Annotated in this window: 17 protein-coding genes; 12 read left to right on the plus strand and 5 right to left on the minus strand. The window is 65.9% G+C overall.

Annotation, left to right across the window (positions count from 1 at the left end):
- Nucleotides 1-37 precede the first annotated feature (37 nt).
- Complete coding sequence (locus GA615_RS16685; RefSeq protein ID WP_152052450.1) at nt 38-1,441, plus strand: BNR-4 repeat-containing protein; 1,404 nt, start codon at nt 38-40, stop codon at nt 1,439-1,441.
- A 51-nt stretch (nt 1,442-1,492) separates the two neighbouring features.
- Here GA615_RS16685 and GA615_RS16690 read toward each other — a convergent pair whose 3' ends face one another.
- The 3 genes from GA615_RS16690 to GA615_RS28740 all read right to left on the minus strand — a co-directional run bounded on the left by GA615_RS16690 (nt 1,493) and on the right by GA615_RS28740 (nt 3,620).
- Complete coding sequence (locus GA615_RS16690) at nt 1,493-1,783, minus strand: putative quinol monooxygenase (protein WP_152052451.1); 291 nt, start codon at nt 1,781-1,783, stop codon at nt 1,493-1,495.
- A gap of 89 nt (nt 1,784-1,872) precedes the next feature.
- Nucleotides 1,873-2,877 carry a ketol-acid reductoisomerase gene (ilvC, locus tag GA615_RS16695; RefSeq protein ID WP_152052452.1) on the minus strand — a complete coding sequence of 335 codons (1,005 nt, stop codon included), beginning with the start codon at nt 2,875-2,877 and terminating at the stop codon, nt 1,873-1,875.
- 329 nt (nt 2,878-3,206) lie between these two features.
- Nucleotides 3,207-3,620, minus strand: coding sequence for a WD40 repeat domain-containing protein (locus GA615_RS28740; protein ID WP_152052453.1), 414 nt, complete (start codon nt 3,618-3,620; stop codon nt 3,207-3,209).
- Between the two features lie 42 nt (nt 3,621-3,662).
- Here GA615_RS28740 and GA615_RS28745 point away from each other — a divergent pair, with 42 nt between their 5' ends.
- Both GA615_RS28745 and GA615_RS28750 read left to right on the plus strand, forming a co-directional pair.
- The gene (locus GA615_RS28745) at nt 3,663-3,746 is read left to right on the plus strand and encodes a hypothetical protein (RefSeq protein WP_390622242.1); all 84 of its coding nucleotides are present in this window, start codon (nt 3,663-3,665) and stop codon (nt 3,744-3,746) included.
- Between the two features lie 89 nt (nt 3,747-3,835).
- A complete protein-coding gene (locus tag GA615_RS28750; RefSeq protein WP_390622241.1) occupies nt 3,836-3,961 on the plus strand; it encodes a hypothetical protein in 126 nt (41 codons plus the stop codon).
- A gap of 21 nt (nt 3,962-3,982) precedes the next feature.
- Here the strand turns inward: GA615_RS28750 and GA615_RS16710 are convergent, their stop codons facing one another.
- The gene (locus GA615_RS16710; RefSeq protein WP_152052455.1) at nt 3,983-6,412 is read right to left on the minus strand and encodes a CRTAC1 family protein; all 2,430 of its coding nucleotides are present in this window, start codon (nt 6,410-6,412) and stop codon (nt 3,983-3,985) included.
- Nucleotides 6,413-6,476: 64 nt separating this feature from the next.
- Nucleotides 6,477-7,070, minus strand: coding sequence for an acetolactate synthase small subunit (gene ilvN / locus GA615_RS16715; protein WP_152052456.1), 594 nt, complete (start codon nt 7,068-7,070; stop codon nt 6,477-6,479).
- Between the two features lie 543 nt (nt 7,071-7,613).
- On the opposite strand from ilvN, the gene GA615_RS16720 reads away from it, so the two are divergent.
- The 9 genes from GA615_RS16720 to GA615_RS16760 all read left to right on the plus strand — a co-directional run bounded on the left by GA615_RS16720 (nt 7,614) and on the right by GA615_RS16760 (nt 20,775).
- Nucleotides 7,614-7,925 carry a hypothetical protein gene (locus GA615_RS16720; RefSeq protein ID WP_152052457.1) on the plus strand — a complete coding sequence of 104 codons (312 nt, stop codon included), beginning with the start codon at nt 7,614-7,616 and terminating at the stop codon, nt 7,923-7,925.
- 228 nt (nt 7,926-8,153) lie between these two features.
- The gene (locus GA615_RS16725) at nt 8,154-8,633 is read left to right on the plus strand and encodes a hypothetical protein (protein WP_152052458.1); all 480 of its coding nucleotides are present in this window, start codon (nt 8,154-8,156) and stop codon (nt 8,631-8,633) included.
- 298 nt (nt 8,634-8,931) lie between these two features.
- Nucleotides 8,932-9,858, plus strand: coding sequence for a hypothetical protein (locus GA615_RS16730; RefSeq protein WP_152052459.1), 927 nt, complete (start codon nt 8,932-8,934; stop codon nt 9,856-9,858).
- 64 nt (nt 9,859-9,922) lie between these two features.
- Nucleotides 9,923-10,663, plus strand: coding sequence for a sigma-70 family RNA polymerase sigma factor (locus tag GA615_RS16735; RefSeq protein WP_152052460.1), 741 nt, complete (start codon nt 9,923-9,925; stop codon nt 10,661-10,663).
- 452 nt (nt 10,664-11,115) lie between these two features.
- Nucleotides 11,116-11,844: an ABC transporter ATP-binding protein gene (locus GA615_RS16740; protein ID WP_152052461.1), complete on the plus strand. Its 729-nt coding sequence runs from the start codon at nt 11,116-11,118 to the stop codon at nt 11,842-11,844.
- Between the two features lie 175 nt (nt 11,845-12,019).
- Nucleotides 12,020-14,767 (plus strand): Gldg family protein, encoded by a 2,748-nt coding sequence (locus GA615_RS16745; protein WP_152052462.1) that lies wholly within the window; start codon nt 12,020-12,022, stop codon nt 14,765-14,767.
- A gap of 132 nt (nt 14,768-14,899) precedes the next feature.
- Nucleotides 14,900-16,456 carry a DUF4340 domain-containing protein gene (locus GA615_RS16750; RefSeq protein ID WP_152052463.1) on the plus strand — a complete coding sequence of 519 codons (1,557 nt, stop codon included), beginning with the start codon at nt 14,900-14,902 and terminating at the stop codon, nt 16,454-16,456.
- 51 nt (nt 16,457-16,507) lie between these two features.
- Nucleotides 16,508-19,357, plus strand: coding sequence for an excinuclease ABC subunit UvrA (gene uvrA / locus GA615_RS16755; protein ID WP_201750212.1), 2,850 nt, complete (start codon nt 16,508-16,510; stop codon nt 19,355-19,357).
- A gap of 236 nt (nt 19,358-19,593) precedes the next feature.
- A complete protein-coding gene (locus GA615_RS16760) occupies nt 19,594-20,775 on the plus strand; it encodes a right-handed parallel beta-helix repeat-containing protein (protein ID WP_235905517.1) in 1,182 nt (393 codons plus the stop codon).
- The last annotated feature ends 28 nt before the right edge of the window (nt 20,776-20,803 follow it).

Consider the following 20,803-nt stretch of genomic DNA (forward strand, 5'->3'; position numbering starts at 1 on the left):
ACTACGAGAACAGAGAGAAGAGACAGGGAGAAGACGCATGCGGTTGGCCCAACGAATGACGGCGGGAGCGGTGCTGATGGTGGCGGCGATGGCCGCGAACGCGATCGCGCGGGAGGAACCGGAATCTTTGAAGAAGGCGGAAGGATACCGGGGGATCTGGTATTTCAACCAACCGTCGAACGACGAGTACCGATACAAGTATAGCGGCGGATTTGCCACCTATCCGCAGCAACATCTCCCGATCGCGCTTTATGCGGAAGAAGTGGACACAACCTTTTTCGTCTTCGGTGGTCGTCCGGCGGAAGAAAACCGGCTCCTTATCATGGTCGGCGCGTATGATCATGCAAGCGGAACGGTGCCGAAGCCGACGATTCTGCTCGACAAGAAGACGACGGATGCCCACGACAACCCCGTTCTCAGTCTCGACGACGAGGGGCATTTGTGGGTCTTTTCAAACGCGCACGGCACGGGAAGGCCGGCGTTCGTGCATCGGAGCGTCAGGCCCTTCGACATCGACGCCTTCGAACTTGTGAGCGAGACAAACTTCTCGTACGGTCAGCCCTGGTTTCTGGGCAAGGACAAGGGCTTCCTGTTTCTTCACACGCGGTATCAAGGTGGCCGACGCATCCTGCACTGGATGACAAGCCCCGACGGCCGGGAGTGGTCGGAACCTCAGCGGCTCGCAGCCATGGCCAAGGGGCACTATCAGGTGAGCTGGAAGCACGGCAAGACCGTTGGCACCGCCTTCAACTACCACCCCGAACCCGTGGGCCTGAACGCTCGCACAAATCTCTATTACGTCCAAACCGACGACGCCGGCACCACCTGGACCACCGTGGATGGTTCCCCCGTCGAATTGCCGCTGATCGACCGCGATCATCCTGCCCTGGTGCATGATTATGAAGCCGAAGGATTGCTCGTTTATTTAAAGGACCTCCAATTCGATGCTGACGGCCACCCGATCCTCCTCTACCTGACAACACTCGGCTACGAGTCGGGCCCCGACAACGGCCCGAGGACCTGGCAAACGGCGCGCTGGACGGGATCGGATTGGGAGATCCGGCCGGTCACGACCTCCGATCACAACTACGACTTCGGTTCGCTCTACGTCGAGGCCGACGGCACCTGGCGGCTCATTGCCCCGACCGACCCCGGCCCTCAGCCCTTCGGCACGGGGGGCGAGATCGTCATGTGGACGAGTCACGACCAGGGAGCGAACTGGAATCGGGCCAAGACCCTGACGAGCGAAAGCGCATACAATCACACGTATGTGCGTCGTCCGTTGAATGCCCATGCGGATTTTTACGGCCTCTGGGCCGACGGCAGCGCGTGGGAGCCGTCTCCCTCATCGCTCTACTTTACCGACCGGGACGGCTCGCACGTTTGGCGATTACCGGAGGTGATCGAGGGGGATCGAGCCCGTCCTGAAGTGGTGCGCTGAGCAACGTCAGGCCAAGCTCCAGGGGCCGACCGAACGGCCCCTGACCAGGCTTTACACGTCGAGCGGCTCGTAAAGCTCGGGAGTGCGGCTTTCGAGCAGGGGGATCAGGCCGTTGGCGACGTACTGGGCGAAGTGGGGGGCGGCGCGGTGGGCGTCGAGGGCGGCCTGGTCGTCGTACTGTTCGTAGAGGAAGAAGCGGCGAGGGTCGGTCGTCGATCGGTGGACGAGGTACATCCGGCAGCCCGGCTCGGCGCGGGTGGCGGGAATGAGGTCGCGGAAGAAGGCGATGGCGTCTTGCTCGCGGCCCTCCTTGACGACGTAGGTCACGGCGACGCAGATCATCGGCACGCGCTCTCCTTGGGTGAAAGCACCGCGGCGCCGCCCTGCCTGGATTCGATCGGGAGGGCGGCGCGAGCGGTTCAAATCCGAACTCAGACGGACTTCGAGTCGATCCAGGTCATCAGGCTGCGGAGGCGCTTGCCGACCTCCTCGACCGGGTGCTCGCGTTCGACGCGGCGGGTGGCCTTGAAGCCGGGCTGACCGGCTCGGTTCTCCAAGATCCACTCGCGGGCAAACTGGCCGGTCTGGATCTCGTGGAGAATCTTCTTCATCTCCTTGCGGGTCTCCTCGGTGATGATCCGGGGGCCCCGGGTGTAGTCGCCGTACTCGGCGGTGTTGGAGATGCTGTAGCGCATGTAGTTCAGGCCGCCCTGGTACATCAGGTCGACGATGAGCTTCAGCTCGTGCAGGCACTCGAAGTAGGCGCTTTCGGGCTGGTAGCCGGCCTCGACGAGCGTTTCGAAGCCCATCTTCACCAGGGCGGAGACACCGCCGCAAAGCACCACCTGTTCACCGAACAGGTCAGTCTCGGTCTCCTCGGCGAAGGTGGTTTCCAGCACGCCGCCGCGGGTGCCGCCGATTCCCTTGGCGTAGGCCAGGGCCAGGGCCTTCCCTTGCTCGGAGCAGCCGTCGCCGGTGGCGATCAGGCAGGGGACGCCGCCCCCTTTCTCGAACTCGCTGCGGACCAGGTGGCCGGGGCCTTTCGGGGCGACCAGGGCGCTATCGACGCCCGAAGGAGGCTCGACCTGGCCGAAGTGGATGTTAAAGCCGTGCGAGCAGAGCAAGAGGTTGCCCGGCTTGAGGTTCCCCTTGATGTCGCGGTTGTAGACGTCGGCCTGGACCTCGTCGGGCAGGAGGATGTTGACGAGGTCGCCGGCCTCGGCGGCCTCGGCGGCCGAGACGGGCTTGAAGCCGTGCTCGACGGCCAGCTCGTAGTTCTTCGAGCCGGGGCGCTGGCCGACGACGACGGTGCAGCCCGAGTCCCTCAGGTTCTGGGCGTGGGCGTGCCCCTGGCTGCCGTAGCCGATAATGCTGATCGTCTTGCCTTTGAGCAAACCAAGGTCGGCGTCCTGGTCGTAATACATCGTCGCCGGCATGGGCGGGTGTCCTTCTCTCTCAGTCGGAGTCTGGCAGCGGTTGCACGAAACGGTGGGATGCGGTCGCGATGGTGTTCATCAGTTGGTCGCGCGCGGTCGAAGACCCGCCCGCGCGGCCGCGCGACCTTTGGGAGATTGTCTTACCATAAGAGCGGGTCCGATCGCCAGATGGGTCATCCGCCGGGGGGAAGATCGACCGACATCCTGACCCTCCAGGCGCCGGGAAGGCTTGCATCCCGGTCAGCGACTCGACGAAGCCCCCGCCGCCTTGAGTCACGCGACAGCCTTCGACAGGCGGGGACCGGGACAACACCGGGGTGTCCCAGTCGTCAGGGCAGCCCCCCCGCCACCTCGGTGCGCCAGAGGAACACGGAACCGTCGTGAACGGTGCAGGTTAAGGCAGAGCCGTCCTGAGAGAAGGCCAGGCCGTTGATCAGATCGGAGGGGCCGTCGAGGGTGAGCAGCCCCTGGCCGGTAAGGGGGTCCCAGAGACGGACGGTGCGCGAGGTGCCGGCGGCGGCGGCGAGGGAGCCATCGGGAGAGCAGGCGACGGCGCGGAGTTCGCCGTCGGCAGTATGGTCGATTCGCTCAACCGCACCCTCGGCTTCGCCTACCTCGGCGGCCGCGTCACGACCTTCGGCGTCTCGAATCCCGGCGGGGGTCTCTTCGACACCTACGCCCTGGGGGTCAACGACTTCGGCAAAATCGTCGGCTTCTCCTTCGACGAGAATGGCAGGCAGCATGGTTTCACCGCCCAGTTCATCCCCGAGCCGTCGAGCCTCGCCCTGGCGGGCATGGGCGGACTGGGGATGATCGGCCTGGCGGTGCGGAGGCGACGGTCGGCGTTGAAGAGGTCGGCGACGGCGTGATCGGCTGACGATCGCGGGAGCCGGCCGCCGGAATCGGGGCGGCTGGCCCGTCTTCGACAGACCTCCGACGCGACGACGATCGATGAGCCATGCCCCGACCCAGCGACGGGCCGGCAAGCACGGCCGGTTCGCCAGGGGAGAGCAGGCCACGGCTCGACATCTCCCGGCCGGGGCTCGTCGTCGACGTGGCCGAGGCGCTGGAGGCTCGCCGCTGAAGGAGAGGAGCGGCGACCCGATCAGCCGGCCGGCTCGATGATCTCGACGGCCTGGTCCATCGGCACGTCTTGAACAATCTGGTCGGCAGCATCGAGCGCCGGCCACCGGATCGTGACGGACTCGATCCCCGAGGCGTGGCCGAGGCCGATCGTCTGGCTCAGGGCGTTGCCGCCGAAGCTGGTTCCGCCGGAAACGAGACGGTGCAGCCACCGGGTCGAGCCGTCGGGGTCGCGCAGGGTGATCGTGATGCGTGCACCGAGGGCCGAGCGGTTCGATCGGGTGCCGATCAGCGTGAGCGTCAGCCAGTGATGGTCGTGTCCGGGGTTCTGGAAGAGGGCGTTGTAGGAGCGGTCTCCCGGCACTGCGCCACCGAGTTGGACAAAGAGATCGGCGGCACCGTCGTCATTGAAATCGGCGATCGACACCCCATGCCCTTTTTGCAAGTGGCCGGTGCCGCTGGAGGCGGTTGCGTCAACAAACCGGCGGCCGGCATCGTTGCGCAGGAGGACGTTGGGCATCAGGTACGAATAGCCGGGGCGTCCGGTGGCGAGGTAAAGGTCGATCCAGCCATCGCCGTCGAGATCTCCGAAATTCGATCCCATCGGCAGGAAGACGCGACCAAGACCCATCGCGGGGGCGACATTGGTGAACGTGCCGTCGCCCAGGTTTCGATAGAGCCGGAGTGACGGGGGACCGCTCTGCTCCGCCAGAAACAGGTCGTAGGGACCGGGATTGTGAACCGATCGCTCCTGAGAGGTCGCCGGACCCTCGACCTGATCGAGCACGAAGCCGAGCAGATCGGCTGAGTAGTCGGTGACGAACAGATCGAGCCGGCCGTCGTTGTCGCAATCGAACCAGCCGCACGAGAAGCTGTCGATTGGCCCGAGCACACCAGCCTGGGGGGCGATGTCCTCGAAGGTTCCGTCGCCGAGGTTCCGGTAGAGCCGGTTCGGGGCGGCCATGTTGGACACGTAGAGATCAGGCCATCCGTCGTTGTCGACGTCTCCCCAGCTCGCCCCCTTGGCGTATCGAGCGTTGGCAACGCCGGCCTCGGCGGTGACATCGGTGAACGAGCCATCGCCGCGATTGCGGTAGAGCCGGCAGAGGCGCTGATGGTCGTCGCCGCGAAGGGCGTCGGGATCGAGGAATAACCGGGAGGCGTCGAGATCGCCGCCGCGTGCTTCGCCGCAGACGAACAGATCGAGGTGCCCATCGCGGTCGAAGTCTCCCCACGCGGCCGATTGACTGGCGATCGGTTGGGTGAGGCCGGCCCGAGCGGTCACGTCTTCGAACCGCTCGCCGCCGAGGTTGCGGAGCAAGGTCATCGGCGCCGGATTTTCCCAGCCTCCTCGCACGAGCAAAACATCAAGATGCCCGTCGTTGTCGAAATCGGCATGCGCACAATTGACCGCAAGCACATGCGAATCGAGCCCGAACCGAGACGAGGCATCGGAGAAGGTGCCGTCTCCGTTGTTCAGGAACAGGCGGGGTCCAAGATCGGTTTCGTAGCTCGTCCAGAACAGGTCGGGCAGGCCGTCTCGGTCGAAGTCGTCGAAAACGCTGCCGCCGGCCATGTCCGGTCCAGCCGAGAGCAACCCGGCGGCCTCGGAGACATTCGAGAACCGGGAAAGCGTTCGGTCGTCGTCTCGGCTCGGAAGGGGCAAGACGCGGGCCGACTCACCCGCCGAGGTTCGGCCGAGCAGGTCGAGGGCCAGTTGCAAGCCCCAGTGCATCGCCAGGTCATCCGGCCGCTGGCGAAGGTACTCCGAAAGCCGATCGGCCGCCTCGCTTGCCCCGTCGGGCAGAATGTGAACGGCCCCCGGCGCGATCGGCCAGAGGCAGGTCGAGGGGCCGACGCAGCCGATGCAGTTCTCCGTCTCTCCTCGACGCAGGGCCGCCACCCCTCGAAGGGCCAGGAGGTTCTGCCTCAAGCCGACGGGCACGAGCGGATTGTCGGCCGACCTTGCAGCGCGATCGAGCCATGCCTCGGCCTCATCGAAGGCTCCTTCGTAGAGGAACAGAACCGCGATGTCGCGTTCGATCGTCGCGCGCAGTTGCGGAGCGTCGAGACTCTGCGGATCGATCGCCGCGCGTTGCTCCTGAAGCGCCGCAATCCCCCGGCGGTTCCTCCCCCGGATCGACGCCACCACCTGCTCCAGGTTACCCCGATCCGCCACCGGTCCGCTGAACCGGGTCGCGAGGGTAAAGCCGCTCTCGTCGATCGGCTCCGTCCCGTAGGGAGGGATGGTCAGATACCGTTCGGCCGCCGAAAGTGCCGGAGCATTGGCCCCGCCTCTGGAGACGGCAGGGCTGGGATCGGGAACCGGAACGTCGACCGGCACGGGGTCTCGTGAACATCCAGAGGACGGAACCAGGGTCAGGCCCGTCAGCACAATCGGGATCGAGAACGAGCCGACCCCGAGTGATTTCCGAAAGAGTGTGGTCGACACGGCGCATCTCCCATCTCCAGAATCTCCTCGGGAACGGACTCAGCGGACTCGGGCTCGGCAAGGCTCAGAGCTGCGAGTGACCGACGACTTCTTCGGGCTCGTCGTCCGCATCGACCACCTCGCCGGGGGCGGTGCGCACGGGACGGCTGGAGCGGACCAGGGCAATACGGCCGGTCCGGGCCAGTTCCCGGATGCCGTAGGGGCGCATCAGCTCGATAAACGCCTCGACCTTCGACTCCTGGCCACTGACTTCGATGATCAGGTGCTCGGGGCTGACATCGACGATCCGGCCTCGGAAGTCCTGCACCAGGCCGCGCAGCTCGGCCCGACGCTCGGGAGAGGCATCGACCTTAATGAGCATCAGGTCGCGCTCGACGAACGCCTCTCGGGAAATGTCGATGACCTTGACAACCGTGACGATCTTCTCCAGCTGCTTGCGAACCTGCTCCAGCTGGCTATCGTCGCCGATGACGACGAAGGTGATCCGGGAAAGGTTCGGGTCCTCGGTCTCTCCCACGGCCAGGCTGTCGATGTTGTAGCCTCGCGAGGCGAGCATGCCGGAAATGTGGGACAGGACTCCCGGCTGATTCTGCACCAAGGCGCTGAGCACGTGGCGATGGCGGTGGCGGTCGCGGGCCGGGCGGTTCGTCTCGGACATCGATTCCTCTTCGAATAAGTCGGGTGCGGTCGGTCCCGCGCAGGACGGCGATCCGGCCGGGAGGCCACAGCCCTCTCGGCTCGCCGAGTCGCCGGCCTCGGGCCGTCATCGCGGTTGATGGCTCGATTGAATGACCAGTCTACGGGGCCGCTTCCCGGCCTCGCAAGGCCGAGCGTCGCGCCCCCACCTCTCGACACCCCGGGACCGCTCGCGGTTCGTCCCGATCGAAGGCGCCGGGCCGCCTCCGTCCCGCGATCGCCCGGCAGGCTCGCAATCTGAAGGCAGGACGCGACAAGGCCCGGGGCTCAGGCCTGTTTCAGGCGCCAAAACCCCGATCACACGCCTCCGACACCCCCTCTCGCAACGAACGGAGCAGGGCCGAAAAATTCCAGAAATAAAATTTTATCCCATTTCATTTCGAAGACTTACGAAAAACACGACTTGGAAGAAACGGCCCGCCAGACGGTTGAGTGGGTAGGAGTCCCGGGACGATGAACCACGCGGTTCAGCCCAGGGCTCCCCACGGAACGGAGCCCATTTCCGATGATTCTCCCGACTCTGAACACGACCCTTCGGGTCCTGGCGTTGGCGACGGTTGTTGCCTTCATGGCCCCCAGCCCGGCCCAGGCCGGAGGGTTCGCGAGCCAGGTTGCCAAGAAGGTTGAGAAGAATGCCCGCAAGAGCATTGCGGCGGGCGAGAAGCGCTTCCGCAAGGGGGCTGCCAAGGCCGAGACCCGGGTCCGGAAAGGCGCGGCCAAGGCCGAGACCCGGGTCCGGAAAGGTGCGGCCAAGGCCGAGAAGCGTCTTCGGAAGGCATGGGAGGGCAAGCTTCGCCGCCCTATTTGCCGTTTCTAAGTTTCGATCGGCCCACGCCGCCGCCGTGGCGACGGTGATGGGCCGGGAGTCGATGGAGAGGCCTGCGGGCCTCTCCATCGGCCGTCCGCAACGGACGCGAGACACCGCGGCCCGGGCATTCCATCGCCAACCGGCTGAATCCCCCCACGAGGCCGCCCCGGACACCACGAAGCATTCGCTCGATCCCGAACCCGACCGCACCCGGATCTTAACACGAAAGGACGATCGATGATCATTTCGTTCCCGAATGTGCCCGCCCAGGTGATGGTGATCGCCTCGCTGCTCACGGGAGCAGTGGCCGCGCCGCCGAGCGACCTCCGCTTCGACCCCGACGCCCGAGATGTCGAGGTGCTGATCGCGATCCACGACCTGCATGATCGCGCCGACGACGGGGCGACACTGCTCGCGTGGTCGGTGCTGCATGAGTTCCTCACCGCCCTCCCGAAGGCGAGGGCGCCGGGAGAGGCGGTTTCGGAAGAAACCATCGCCACGCTGACGCAGAAGACGATCGAGATCGGCGAGGACGACTGGAATTCCCTCGACGAGAAGGTCGGCGCGATCACGAACCTCAAGCGGGCCTCGCTGCTGAAGGCGGCCTCGCTGTGCCATGAACGGTACACGAAGCACCGGAAATCGGCAGATGCGAGGCGATTCTGGGGAGGGCTCAAGGAGCGGTACGAGCAGATGGCGAATCGACTCCCCAGGTAAGCCCTCCGAGCCCCGACCGGCCGTCCACGCGCCGTGATCCGGGGTATGGCAATCTCGGGCGAGTGGTCGCCCAACGACGCGGGGTCCGGGACGCTCGGACCTCGCCAACCTTGGCAGGTGTGGGGTCCCCGGGAAGGTTCAGGAAACCGAACGTGCCCGGGGACTCGACAACTCAGCTCGCCCGTGCAATCAGCCCCGGATAGGCGCTCCAGGGGATTCGAGCCTGGACATACGATTCCGCTTCAGGATAAACATACACTTGGCGCATTCGCGCCGATTCGAACCGAGGAAACTGCACATGAACCACTGGCCATGCGAATGCGGCGGTAGGTTTTCCTTCGACCCTCCCATGGTCCACGGCAAGACGGCCTTCTGCAAGAAATGCAGACGCGTCTACGAACTCCAGGAGATCGCCGACGATCTGATCCGCGTCCAGCAGCTCTACTGGGACCCCGGCCGGGATCCGAGCCGGAAGGAGGCCGCGAAGGGGGACACGAAGGGCGGGGGCCCGGTGCCCGGCTCTCCCCCGTCCACCGGCAGCCCTCGCCTCCGCCGGTTCGCGGGGCTGGCCGCGTTCGGGATCGTCGTCGCGGCCTTGATGCTCGGCTTCGGCCGGAACGCCCCGGCCCCCTTCGTGCTCGAGAACGAGTTCGGCGACGAGGTCGAGATGCTCGCCGAGGGCCGGGATGTCTATGTCTTCACCATCGCGAGCTGGTGCGGCGGGAGCCGGTTGTTCGTCGAGACCGTCCTGCTGCCCGTCTCTCGGGAGATCGGGTCCGGCGCGGATCGCCCGCTGATCTGCCTCGTCTTCAGCGATGACGAATGGCCCAGTGCCGAGCGTTTCTTGTCGACCCAGGAACAGGTCGACCGGGCGAGGGCGTCGGCCAGGTCCGTCGATCCCGGCCTGGGCGAACGGTTCTACGACCCGAGGTGGGTCGTCGAGCACGTCGTCAACAGCGACATGCTCCTCTGCCGATTCAAGACCTGGAACGACCAGGACGCACAGCCAGGGGCCTATCCCCTCTTCTACTCGGCGGAAGACGCCTCCTGGAAGGACATCGTCCACGAGGATATGTTCTACCCCGACATCCAGGAACTCGTCGACCGATACGACCCGGAGGCGCTCGGCCGATTCGCGCGTGAGCTCGCCCGAAAGCAACGCTCGCAGGAGCTCCGGCTTCGCGAAGAATTCGATCGAGATCCCTTCTTCAATGGGTTCATGTAACTTCAACCGATTTCCTTGCCCACCCGGTCCCGCCCGATCCCATTGAGAATTGCGAGGTGCCCCGATGGTTGGAATTCAGTTCAAGCGGCCGGCGCTGGCCCTCTGGATCCTGCTTCTCGTCCCGGTGGCCTCCCCCTTCCTCGTCTCTGCCGACGATCGGAGGGGATACGACTACGGCGAGCCGGGGCTGGACGACTCCATCCTCGGCAGGCTCGAAGCGTCGTATCCCGGGGACGCGCAGCTGTTCAAGATCCAGGACCCCGGGCTGTATGCCTCGATCGTCCACCACACGGCCAAGAAATTCCTCAGCACCCGTTACCGCCTCGACGCGGCGACGACCGCGGACATCGCCCAGGAGATCGTCACGAAGCATCTCCAGAACGACCTCTCGGAGAAATGTTCGACGCACAAGGAATTGATCACTTACATCAAAGCCGCCTGTCATTTCGAGAAGATCAATCTCGGCCGGAAACCGAGGCATTCCAGGGAAGTGCCCCTTGATCCCTCATCGATCAACGACTCGATCGCGGGGGAACACGCCCAGACGCACGAGAAACGACTCGTCGATAGAGACATCCTGGAAACGCTCATCAGGCTCTCGAAGCTCAACGCGAACGAAAAGAAGGTCGTTCGCCTGTGTTATCTCAAGGAAATGACAGACAAGGAAGCATCAAAGAAGATCAATTTGAGTGGCGAGCGTGTGCGTCAGATCCGCCACGATGCGCTGCGCAAGCTCGAGGCAACGGCCCATTCCATGGGGTTGCAGTACGGCGTTGAACCAGAGGAATTGTTCCTGTGCTGGTGATGCTCGGCAGGCGGCTCAAGGGATGATCACCGGCCACGAGATCGGATCAATCAAAGGTGATTGGGTGCGGAGTCCCCTCCGGAAACGGCGGCGCGGCCGCCCGCTCCGGGCCGGCCTGGACCCCTTCCCGAAGGATGCCCGCCGGGCGTAGAATGCTCCGTGCGGCCGCGACGGCTCCCCAACGGTCGGGCCGAGGTGACCCGGAGCGGCCTTCGGAAGCGGGAGGGGAGCCCCCCCGGCACCGTTGCGGGCCCCGCGGCATCGCACTAAGATAGACCACCCCACACCGGCGCGAATCGAGGCGAAGGGACATCTCCGTGACGGCCGGGAATCGACCGCGATCACCCCGTTTCGCGGCCGTCCCGGCACCGGACGCGAGCCTCGTCGCGTCGGAGCGTCCACACCGAGACTGACCCACCCCGTGGCGTCGCGTGAAGGATGGCTCTGGCATCATGACCACGCCCGTGATGATCGAGGCCCGAGGCCTCACCAAGCAGTTCGGTTCGTTCCTGGCGATCCGCGACGTGAGCTTCCAGGTTCCGAGCGGACAGGTCGTCGCCTTCCTCGGCCCCAACGGCGCAGGCAAGACGACGACGATGCGGCTCCTGACCGGCTTCATCGCCCCAACGCACGGCCAGGCATTCATCGCCGGGATCGACGTGCAGCAGGACCGGATCACAGCCGCCGAGCGGCTCGGCTACCTGCCCGAGAACGGACCGCTTTACCCCGACATGACCCCCATGGCGATCCTCGAATTCTTCGGCCGGGCCCGAGGCATGGGCTCGTCGGCCCTGAAGGATCGGATCGAGACGGTCGTCGGGCTTTGTTCCCTGTCGACGGTCGCCTACAAGCCGATCGCCAAGCTCTCCAAAGGCTACCGCCAGCGCGTCTCGATGGCCCAGGCGATCCTGCACGACCCAGACGTCTTGATCCTCGACGAGCCGACCTCCGGCCTCGACCCGAACCAGATCAAGGGGGTCCGCCAGTTGATCCGAGACCTCGGCCGATCGAAGACAATCCTCGTCTCGACCCACATCCTCCAGGAAGTCGAGCCGGTCGCCGACCGCGTCCTGTTCATCCACGACGGCCGCCTCGTCTTCGACGGCGCTCCAGCCGAAATGCGGGCCGGAGTGGCCTCGCTGGAGGAGAAGTTCTACCAGCTCACCGCCTCTCCCGCCTGAGCCCGATTCTCAGAGGCCCTCGAAATGGCCAAACCGGCTCGGACTCAACCACCAATCGATTCCTGGCAGTGGGGGTGGCAGAGGTCTCGATGAGCCCAGCCACCCCGACGTTGGTCTGAACCAGACAATCCCACGGACACAATCCTGCAATCTTGATTCAAAAGGGACCGCAACGGTGACGACGATCCAGAACGAATCAACCCGGACGACCGCCCCCGAGCGGCCGGCGGGGGCCAGTGCCCTGGCCTTGCCTCGGCCGTTCGTGGTGGGAGCCGTCTGCCGGCGCGACCTGGCCCGCTACTTCACCAACGTGGCCGGCTATGTGTTCATCGTCCTGTTCATTGTCACAAGCTCGGTGGCTGCCTTCTGGCCCGAGGCCTTCTTCGCCAACAACCTGGCAACCCTCGGCCAGCTGAACGAGCTGATGCCGTACTTGCTCCTGCTGTTTATCCCGGCGATCACCATGAGCGTCTGGGCCGACGAGCGGCGGCAAGGAACCGAGGAGCTCCTGCTCACCCTTCCGGCCCGAGACCTGGAGGTCGTGCTCGGCAAGTACCTCGCCGCGCTCGGCATTTACACCGCCGCGCTCGGCTTTCTGGCCTTTGGGCTGACGGTCGTGCTCGCCTGGCTCGGTCGGCCGGACCTGGGAGTCCTGCTCGCCACCTTCGTCGGCTACTGGCTGATGGGAGGGATGCTTCTGGCGGTCGGGATGGTCGCGTCGTTGCTCTCGGGCAATGTGACGGTGGCCTTCATCCTGGGGGCGCTTTTCTGCGCCGTGCCGGTGTTTGCCGACCTGCTCGGCGGGCTCTCGGGAGCGGGAGCGGCCCGGGTGATCGAGTCGGCCTCGGCCCCGTCGCAGTTCCGCGAGTTCGGCCGGGGCGTCGTGCCCTTCTCGGGCGTGCTCTACTTCGTCGGCCTTGCCGCGGCAATGCTTTATGTGAACGTCGCCCTCGTCGGCCGTCGTCACTGGGCCGGTGGTGAGCGCAGCGCGGGGCTGTGGGGACACGCGTTGGTCCGTATCGTCTCGGTGGTGGTCGTGGTCTTGAGCCTTCAAACCCTCGTCGCCCGAGCCGGCTGGCGGCCCGACCTCAGCGCCGAACGGCTCAACACCCTTTCGCGCGAATCGCGCCAGTTGCTCCGCGAGATCCCGAGCGATCGCCCCGTCTTCATCGAGGCCTTTTTCAGCCCCGAGGTGCCCCGAGACTACGTCGAGGCCAAGCAGAACCTGATTGGTTTGCTCAAGGAGTTCGCCGCGATCGGCGGCAGCAAGATCCAGCTGAACCTGATCGAGACCGAACGCTACGGCGAGGAAGCCCGACGCGCCGAGCAACAGTACGGCATCGTCCCCCGCCGCGTCATCACCATCAGCGCTGCGAGGCAAGGGTTTGATGAGATCCTCATGGGAGTCGCCTTCACCAGTGGCCCCGAACAGGTGGTCATCCCCTTCTTCGACCGCGGCCTGCCGGTCGAGTACGAGCTGACGCGGTCGATCCGCACGGTGGCCGGGGCCGACCGCAAAAAGGTCGGCATCCTCGACACCGACGCCGGCCTGCTCGGCAGCTTCGATTTCCGCTCGATGGCCTCGAACCGCGAGTGGCAGGTCGTCACCGAGCTTCGGAAGCAGTACGAGGTAACCAGCGTTCCGGCCGATGCACCGATCCCGACCGACCTCGACGCCCTGCTCGTCCCGCAGCCGTCGAGCCTGACCGAGCCGCAGGTCGCCAACCTCGTCTCCTACGTCGAATCGGGCGGGCCGACCCTGTTGTTCATGGACCCTCTGCCCCAGTTCGACCGCTCGCCGCAGATGTCCCTCGCCCCCACACAGCCGAAGGAGCAGCCCGGAGGCATGTTCGGCGGCGGCCAGCCGCCCGAGCCGAAGGGGGATCTGACCCCCCTTCTCGATCGCCTCGGCATCGACTGGCCGCAGACCGAGATCGTCTGGAACCCGTACAACCCGCACCCGAGATTCACGGAGCTGCCCCCCGAGTACGTGTTCATCACGCCCTCCAGCGGCGCGGCCGACGCCTTCAACCCGGACGAGCCGATCGCCTCAGGCTTGCAAGAGCTGATCGTCCTGTTCGGCGGCTACGTTCTGCCCCGGAGCGGAGCCGAAACCGACTTCACCCCGTTGCTTCGGACGAACGACGAGGGGGGGATCGCCCCCTTCGACAGCCTGGTCAGCCCCAGCTTCTTCGGCATGGGGATTGATCCCGACCGCGCCACCCGCCTGGCCACGAACCGCGCCTATACCCTGGCCGCCCGCCTTGAAGGCAAAGGACGGAGCGAAGGCGAAGGCGAAGGTGACGAGCCTGAGGGCAGCGTCAACGCGATCGTCGTCATGGACCTCGACCTGATTTCCGACGCCTTCTTCCAGCTCCGCCAGGCTGGGTCGGAGGACCTGGAGTTCGACAACGTGGCCTTCGTGCTCAACTGTGTGGACACCCTGGTGGGTGATGACTCATTCATCGACCTGCGCAAGCAACGCCGACGCCATCGGACCCTCACGCGGCTTGAGGCCGCCGACCGCGCCTTCGAGGCCGATCGCCTGGCCCAGGAGCGCGAGGCCGAAGACGAGGCCGACGATCAGCTTGAGGCCGCTCGCGCTCGGATGAACGAGAAAATCGATGCGATCGATGCCAACACCGAGCTGGACGACCGTACCAAGCAGGTCATGCTTGCCCAGGTCCGCGAGGTCGAGCAACGCCGCCTGAACGTGGCCGAGGCGAACATCGAGGACGCCAAGCTCCGCAAGATCGAGGACAGCATTTCCGCCAAGGAGACGCAGCTCCGCGCCATCCGAGGCCAGGTCCGCATGGCCGCCGCCCTCGTCCCCGCCCTGCCCGCGCTGGCCCTTGGCATCGCCGTCGCCATCATCCGTTCCCGCCGCGAGAACCGCGGCGCCAACCCGAACCGATTGGCATGATCGCAGTCGGCAATACGCGGTAGGCAGCAGGCAGGAAGACGCCGGAGATCGGAAACTGCTTTCTGTCTTCTTCTGACTTCCCTCTGCCTACTGCCCGCTGCCTACCGCCTACTCCCATAAAGAGCCACCACCATGAACGAAACCGCCAAGACGCTCGCATTCGCCGGTGTCGCCCTGGTGACGCTGGCCGCCGCCTCGCTGGCCACCTGGCTGCCCGACTGGCGAAGCCCGGGGGCCGGATTCGACGATCAGGGGGAAGCCTTCTTCCCCGCCTTTGCCGAAGCGGTCGACGCCGACCCACTCGCCGCCAAGGTGCTGGAGGTCGTCTCCTACGACGAGGACACCGCCGAGGTCCGTCCCTTCCAGGTCGAGTTCCGCGACGGCGAGTGGACGATTCCCTCGCACCACGACTACCCCGCCGACGCCCAGGACCGCATGGCCCGCCTCGCCGCTCAGGTGGCCGACCTGACCAAGGAGGCCATTCGATCCGACCGCGCCAGCGATCACGAAGAACTCGGCGTCATCGACCCGATGGATGAGAAAATCACCAGCCTCAAGGGCCGAGGCACGCGGATCACCCTCCGCGGCGCTCCCGGAGGCGAGGCCCTGGCCGACCTCATCCTCGGCCGCCCCATCCCCGACCGCGAAGGGCTCCGCTACGTCCGCATCCCCGGCAAGAACCGGGTATATTCGGCCGCCGTCGATCTCGACCTCACCACCCGGTTCGCTGATTGGATCGACACCGATTTGCTTGATGCCTCCGCCCCGCAGACCCGCCTGATCTCCTACGACACCCGCAAGGTCAACCCCGACGAACGCACCGCCGACGGCGCGTTCGTCGTTCGACCCGGCGACCCGCTCGTCATCGCCCGCAACGACGCGAACGAGTGGACCATCGAGGGCCTTGGCCCCGACCAGGAGGTTGACTCCAGCAAGGTCGGCGACCTGATCCAGGCGGTCGATGCCTTGAAGATCGTCGGCGTTCGTCCCTTGCCCTCGGCCCGCAACGCCATCCTCCGATCGCTCGTGAGCAAGGGGTTCTACCCGACCCAGCAAGGCGACCTCCTCTCGAACGAGGGGAGCCTGACGGTGGCCAACGACGAAGGGATCGTCACCACCCTCCGCTTCGGCGAGATCACCCTCGCCACCGGCGACGAGCTCACCGCCGGCGTTGGCGAAGATCAGGACGCCTCGGCCGAGGACGAATCCGCCGACGCATCCACCGATGACGAATCTTCGGAATCCGGTCAAACCGAAGGGCGCTACCTCATCGTCTCCGTCGCCTTCGATGAAACCTACCTCGCCGAGGAGGACGATGCCGACACGACCGGCACCCTTCCCGACGACGTCTTTGCCCGAGCCCCCGACGACCCCGCCCGCATCGAGGCCGAGGCGAAACTTGCCGCCGAGGCCGAACGCAAGCAGCAGGCCCGCGACCAACGCATCAAGGAAAGCCAGGAAACGGTCGCCGAGCTGAACCGCCAGTTCGCCAACTGGTACTACGTCGTCCCCGGTGACGACTTCCGCAAGATCGCCCTCGATCGTGACGCCTTCCTCAAGGCCGCCGGCGAGCCCGACGCCGCCGACGCCGCCGCGCCCCCTCCCTCGTTCGGCCCCGGCGGTTTCCCCCCCGGCGGTGGCCTGCCCCCCGGCCTGAACCTTCCCGGCCTTGGCGGCCCGCAAGGGTGACCCGGACCGGACCAGAACCGTTCGAAAGCGACCTTTCGCGTCGGAGGATCGATGACTCCCCCGCTCGTTCCCTCCGACGCCCGAACCGATCGCATCATGCGGCTGCGAGGCGTCCGGGTCCACAACCTCAAGGGGGTGGACCTCGACCTGCCCCGCAACGAGCTGATCGTCTTCACCGGCGTCAGCGGATCGGGAAAAAGTTCGCTCGCATTTGACACCATTTATGCGGAAGGCCAGCGGCGCTACGTTGAGACCTTCTCCCCCTACGCCCGGCAGTTTCTGGAAACGCTCGACACGCCCGAGGCCGACCGGATCGAGGGGCTGCCCCCCGCCATTGCCGTCTCCCAGCGGCAGGGAAGGCGATCGAGCCGAAGTACCGTCGGCTCGGTCACTGAGATCCATGATTATCTGGCGATCCTTTATGCAAGGCTCGGTCGGGTCCTCTGCATGAATTGCGGGCTGGAGGTCCGACCGGCCGACGCGGAAGCGGTGGTCGCCGCCATCGAGGAGCTGCCCGACGGGAGTCGCTACCAGATCGGCTTCCCGCTGGAAATCCGGCCCGACACCGACCGCGCCGCCCTGGCGGCCTTGCTGCGCGAGGATGGGTTCCTCCGTGTCCGCGTCGGCGATCGGGTCGAGACGATCGAGGACAGCCCCATCCCCGAACCGGTCGGCGAGGCTTCAGTCGATGTCATCGTCGATCGTCTCGTCCGGGGCCGAGAGGACTCGGGACGTCGAGGAGACTCGATCGAAACCGCCTTCGATCGCGGCCTCGGGCGCTGTCGGGTGATCGCCGAGGACCACGTTCGGACCTTCTATCGCGGCTGGCGGTGTTCCGGTTGCGGCACCGATCACCTGGCCCCCGAGCCCCGATTGTTCCGCCCGAACAGCCCGATCGGCGCCTGTCCGTCGTGCCAGGGGTTCGGCCGGGTGATCGACCTCGACCTGGACCGAATCGTCCCCGACCGTTCGAAGTCGATCGAGGACGGGGCGATCGCTCCCTGGACGACGCCGAACTACCGGGAACATCTGGACAACCTACTGCGCGTTGCTCCGACGCTGGGCATCCCAACGGATCGGCCGTTCAAGTTCCTGGAGCCGGAGCAGGTCCGATTGATCGTCGAGGGGGCTTCCCGGCTGGGCTTCGCCGGGCTCCGCCGCTTCTTCGATGCTCTGGAGCGGAAGACGTACAAGATGCATATTCGCGTCTTCCTCAGTCGATGGCGCGGCTACCGCTCCTGCCCTGATTGCGGCGGGGCTCGCCTTCGGCCCGAGGCATTGGCGGTGAAGGTGGCCGGGCTCGATATCGCGAGCCTCTCGGCCTTGCCAATTGGCGAGGCCCGAGCGGTGATCGACACCTTCGCCTCGACCAAAGCCGGGGCCGGCTCGATCGCCCGCCGCGCCATCGAACCGGTTCGGGCGAGGCTCGGTTACCTCGGTCGCATCGGCCTCGATTACCTGACGCTCGACCGCCAGGCGCGGACCCTCTCCGGAGGAGAAACGCGACGGGTTGCCCTCACAAGGGCCCTGGGATCGGGACTGGTCAATACCCTGTACGTCCTCGATGAGCCGTCGATCGGCCTGCACCCGAGCGACATCGACCGGCTCGTCTCGACCCTGCTCGATCTCCGAGACCGGGGGAATGCCGTCGTCGTGGTCGAACATGACGAAGCGATCATGCGATCCGCCGACCGGATCGTCGATGTCGGCCCCGGAGCGGGGGCAATGGGAGGCCGCATCCTCTACGAGGGCCCCCCCGACGGCCTGGCCGCCGCCCCCGAGTCGGCCACCGGAGCCTTCCTCGCCCGCCGGCGCCGGGTCGTGCCACCCGCTCGGCGTCGGGAGCCGACGAAGGACAAAGCCCTGACCCTTAAGGGGGCGACTGGAAACAATCTCAAGGATCTCGATATCTCGTTTCCGCTCGGCCTGATCTGCGTGGTGACGGGGGTGAGCGGGTCGGGCAAGAGTACGCTGGTCGACCGCACGCTTTACCCCGCCCTGCTCCGCCGCCTGAAGGGAGAGCATGAGCCGGGTGAGCCATTCCGCGAACTGCTCGGCACCGGGTCGATCGACGATGTGGTCCTCGTCGATCAATCCCCGATTGGCCGATCGGCCCGGTCGAACCCGGCGACGTACGTCAAGGCGTTCGACGAGATTCGCAAGACCTTCGCCGCCACGCACGAGGCCAAGCTGCGCAACTACGGCCCCAGCCGATTCAGCTTCAACGTGGCCGGCGGGCGGTGCGAGGCGTGCGAGGGGAACGGCTACCAGATCATCGACATGCAGTTTCTCTCCGATGTCATGGTCCGCTGTCCCGAATGCCACGGCACCCGGTTCCGGTCGGAGACGCTGGAGGTCACCTACCGGGGGAAGTCGATCGCCGAGGTGCTCGATCTGACCGTTCGCGAGGCGTTCGCCTTCTTCAAGAACCGGCCCAAGGTCCAGGCAAAACTGCGACCGTTGATGGGTGTCGGGCTCGATTACCTCCGCCTCGGCCAGCCGGCCTCGACCCTCTCCGGCGGTGAGGCCCAGCGCCTGAAGCTGGCGTCGTACCTCCCGACCTCGGCCGCTTCGGCCGCGACGCGGTCGGCCCTGCCGTCGTCTCTCTTGCTGCTTGATGAGCCGACAACGGGCCTGCATCCCTCGGATGTCCTGACGTTGATTGATTGCCTGAACACGCTGGCGGATCTCGGGCATTCGTTGATTCTCGTCGAGCACAACCCCGAGCTGATGCTCTGTGCCGACTGGATCATCGACCTCGGCCCCGGCGCCGGAGACGCCGGCGGCCGGATCGTCGCCGAGGGTCCTCCCGAGACGATCGCCCAGGCCGACACCCCCACCGGCCGCGTCCTCGCCGCCGCCCTTGCCGCCGCGGCAGGGGAAACGGATCATGAGGTGTGAGACCGATGAAACGCTCCATCGGATTGGGGAGCACACCATGTCGGCCCAAGATGAGGCTGCCGCCATCGAGTTCCAGCGTTTGGGGCAAACGCCCATCGCAATGGCCAGGGATGCGACCCTGGTCAGGCGGAATCTGGGAAACTTCGCCAGGATCCCCGGATGAAGTGCCGAGGACTGGACGAGCGATGCGGAGCCATCGGAGCCGGAAATACGAACATCCTGATCGGAGAACATGAATGATTGCCATAATAACGCTGCTTTCGGTGACGGTGACAATGGTCGGAACGAGCCTTCCAGAGCAGGTGACAGAAGGCCAGCGGGTTACCGTCGCCGATGTCGGAGACCTGCGCAGGGTTCTGGGATCGGCACGGCCGGGGATGACGATCGCCCTGGAGCCAGGGGTGTACGAGGGGGGGACCTTCGTGCGCGACCTGATCGGTGAGCCGGGAAGGCCGATCGTCATCACGGCGGCCGACCCCGATCGGCCTCCGGTGATCCGGGGGGGCGGCTCCGCGTTTCAACTGAGCGGCCCGGCCCATGTGGAACTGCGGGATCTGGTGCTTGAAGGGGCGACCGGCAACGGCCTGAACATCGACGACGGCGGATCGGCCGAGGGATCGGCGCATCATATCGTCTTGCGTCGATTGGTCGTGCGAGACGTGAGGCCTGACGGAAATCGAGACGGAATCAAGCTCTCGGGCGTCGATGCGTTCCGGGTCGAAGATTGCACCATCGAGCGCTGGGGGTCGGGCGGGTCGGGCATCGACATGGTCGGATGCCACGACGGCGAGATCGTCGGCTGCGTCTTCCGGGACGGAGGTGGTCGAGGGGGAAACGGGGTGCAAGGCAAGGGAGGGACCGCCCGAGTCGCGGTCAAGCGATGCCGATTCGAGCAGGCGGGCGACCGCGCCCTGAACCTCGGCGGCAGCACCGGAACGCCGTTCTTCCGGCCGCTCGATCCGGGGTACGAGGCGAAAGACCTGCTGGTCGAGGACTGCGTCGTGATCGGCGGTCAGGCGGGTGTGGCGTTCGTTGGGGTCGATGGAGCGACCGTCCGGCACTGCGTCTTCTACCGGCCGGGTCGGTTCGGCCTGCGGATCCTGCAAGAGACCGTGGGGCCGAACTTCGTCCCAAGCCGCAATGGGCAATTTGTTGACAATATCGTCGCGTACCGATCGGACGAAATGGTCTCACCCATCAACATCGGTCCAAACACAGCGCCCGAGACCTTCACACTGGCCCGGAACGTCTGGTACTGCCTCGATGCTCCGGAACAGAGTCCGAGGCTCGATCTGCCGGAAGAAGGAGGCCGATCGGGCGTCGATCCCGGCTTCGTCGATCCCGAAGGGGGGGATTTCCGACTCCGCCCGGGGAGCCCCGCCCGACCCGCGGGCCCCCGGGAAGCGGGGCGAGATTGAGGCCGATCCCCCTCGCGGGGGCTTCGGG

Source organism: Tautonia marina, assembly GCF_009177065.1.
Classification (GTDB): Bacteria; Planctomycetota; Planctomycetia; order Isosphaerales; family Isosphaeraceae; genus Tautonia; species Tautonia marina.